This window comes from Pseudomonas sp. SJZ074 (assembly GCF_007828215.1).
Lineage (GTDB): Bacteria > Pseudomonadota > Gammaproteobacteria > Pseudomonadales > Pseudomonadaceae > Aquipseudomonas.
Map to the genome: position 1 here is coordinate 1 of NZ_VIUE01000024.1, position 2,737 is coordinate 2,737.

At 61.3% G+C, this 2,737-nt stretch carries 3 protein-coding genes; 1 reads left to right on the top strand and 2 read right to left on the bottom strand.

Features of this window, described 5'->3' with window-relative positions:
• Positions 1 to 112: 112 nt before the first annotated feature.
• Positions 113 to 880 (bottom strand): SDR family oxidoreductase, encoded by a 768-nt coding sequence (locus FBX99_RS21535; RefSeq protein WP_041022123.1) that lies wholly within the window; start codon positions 878 to 880, stop codon positions 113 to 115.
• A gap of 24 nt (positions 881 to 904) precedes the next feature.
• Positions 905 to 1,972, bottom strand: coding sequence for a phosphotransferase family protein (locus FBX99_RS21540; protein WP_145132835.1), 1,068 nt, complete (start codon positions 1,970 to 1,972; stop codon positions 905 to 907).
• Positions 1,973 to 2,169: 197 nt separating this feature from the next.
• On the opposite strand from FBX99_RS21540, the gene FBX99_RS21545 reads away from it, so the two are divergent.
• Positions 2,170 to 2,565, top strand: coding sequence for a DUF4280 domain-containing protein (locus FBX99_RS21545; protein WP_144925108.1), 396 nt, complete (start codon positions 2,170 to 2,172; stop codon positions 2,563 to 2,565).
• Positions 2,566 to 2,737 lie beyond the last annotated feature (172 nt).

The window sequence follows — 2,737 nt, forward strand, 5'->3', positions numbered from 1 at the left end:
AACGATTACCGGTCGCCGGTCGTCAGGGAAAGACTGGCGGCGTGAACCTTAAATGGTGTCCAAGAATACTTGACCAGTTCAAGCCCGCTCCCACAGGGGGGACAGTGCGTTGTCAGGACAGAAACCCACCATCCACATTCAGCGCCACACCCGTGGTGTAGCTAGACGCGTCACTGGCCAGGTACAGCACGGTGCCGGCCATTTCGCTCGGGTCGGCCACGCGCTTGAGCGGGATCTGCGCCAGGGCGGTTTTCAGGATCGCGTCGTTCTTGACCAGCGCCGAGGCGAACTTGGTGTCGGTCAGGCCCGGCAGCAGGGCGTTGCAGCGGATGCCGAACTGCGCGCACTCCTTGGCGAATACCTTGGTCATGTTGATCACCGCGGCCTTGGTCACCGAGTAGATGCCCTGGAAGATCCCCGGCGAGATGCCGTTGATCGAGGCCACGTTGATGATGCTGCCGCCGCCGTTCTCGCGCATCAGCTTGCCGGCTTCCACCGACATGAAGAAATAGCCGCGAATGTTCACATCGACGGTTTTCTGGAAAGCGCCCAGGTCGGTGTCCAGTACATTGCAGAACTGCGGGTTGGTGGCTGCGTTGTTCACCAGGATGTCCAGACGCCCGAACTGCTCGCGGATGCCGGCGAAGACCTGACTGATCTGCTCCATTTCCCCGATGTGGCAGGCGATGGCAGTGGCTTTGCCTCCCGCGGCGATGATGGCGTCGGCCACGTGTTGGCAACCGTCGAGCTTGCGGCTGGAAACGATCACATGGGCGCCTTGCTGGGCCAGCAACTTGGCAATGGCCTCGCCGATGCCACGGCTGGCGCCGGACACGAAGGCGATTTTACCGTCGAGGTCAAACAACTGAGTCTTGGACATGCTGTTTCCTTGTTCTAGGTGCGCTCAAAGCGTGGATTTGCCGATGACCTGCAGGCTCATCTGCTCCAGCAGTTTGTTCATCTGAACGAACTGCGCGAAGCGTTGATCCTGGGTCTGGCCGTGGAAGAAGCGGTAGTAGATCTGCTGGACGATCCCGGCCAGGCGGAACAGGCCATAGGTGTAATAGAAATCGAAATTGTCGATGCGGATCCCGGCGCGCTCGGCGTAGTAGTCCACGAATTCGCGACGGGTCAGCATGCCGGGCGCGTGGCTGGGCTGGCGGCGCATCAACTGGACCGGTGCCGGATCCGTCGCCTCGATCCAGTAGGCGAGGCTGTTGCCCAGGTCCATCAGCGGGTCGCCGAGGGTGGTCAGTTCCCAGTCCAGCACGCCGATGATCTGCATCGGATTGTCCGGGTCGAGGATCACGTTGTCGAAACGGTAGTCGTTGTGGACGATGCTGGAGACGGGATGGTCGGCCGGCATCTTGTCGTTGAGCCAGGCCTTGACCGTCTCCCATTTCGGCGCGTCGGGGGTCAGGGCTTTCTCATAGCGCTCGCTCCAGCCACGGATCTGCCGGGCCACGTAACCGTCGGGTTTGCCGAGGTCGGCCAGGCCGCACGCGTGGTAATCGACCCGATGCAGTTCGACGAGCCGGTCGATGAAGCTCTTGCACAGTGCTTCGGTGCGGGCGGCGTCGAAACCCAGCTCGGGCGGCAGGTCGGAGCGCAGGATGATGCCCTTGACCCGTTCCATCACGTAGAACTCGGCGCCCATGACCGACTCATCGGTGCAGTGCACGTAGGCTTTCGGGCAATACGGGAACTCATCGCGCAACTGGTTGAGGATACGGAACTCACGGCCCATGTCATGGGCGGATTTGGCCTTGTGGCCGAACGGTGGACGGCGCAACACGAATTCCTGTTCGGGATACTCCAGCAGGTAGGTCAGGTTCGATGCGCCGCCGGGAAACTGGCTGATCCGTGGTGCGCCGGTCAGGCCGGGGATGTGGGCCTTGAGGTACGGGTCGATCAGGTTGGCATCGAGTTCTTCACCGTCGCGTACGCGGGTGGACTGATCAGTAAACGCCATGCTTATCCCTTCTGCTTATTCTGGAGGCCATCGATCATTGGCTAATCTAATGGCGCGTGGGAGGCGTCACAAGCACGCCGGGGTCTTATAGGTTAGCGTGTTGCAGGATAATCAGCGGGCCTGATACATCGTGGCGGGCGCGCCGGGCCTGGACCAGCTAAGGTTCAGGGGTGTCGCTTTCAAGGAGAGTCATCACGATGGGATCCCCACAGGTCTGCAGCACCGCCACCTTGCAATGCAGCTTCGGCGCAGCCCCGGCGGTGCTCAATGTACTGCCGGTCAATCGGATGCTGACCGGTGGGATGCCGGCGGCGAATATCATGGATCACATTCCGTTGGTGAACGTCACCACGTTTGGGATGTGCATGAGCCTGGCGAACCCTACGGTAGCCGCTGCGACTGCGGCGGCTCTGGGTGTGTTGACGCCCATGCCTTGTATTCCGGCTACTGCTGCGCCCTGGATACCGGGTGGGGCGCCGACCTTGCTGTTGGGCAACATGCCGGCCATCGACGCCAACAGTACCCTGATGTGCACCTGGGCCGGGGTGATCAAGATCGTCGTGCCGGGGCAGGTGTTGATGTTGATTCCCTGATCGGCCGCCAGCCCCGTGAATTTCCACACAGAACTTCGGGGGACACTTTCCTCTGTGGGAGCGGGCTTGCCCGCGAAGGCGGTGGGTCAGTTAGCCTATTCGTCGTCTGCTACACCGCTTTCGCGAGCAAGCCCGCTCCCACAGTTTGTTCCGAAGTGTTCATGGCAGAGTG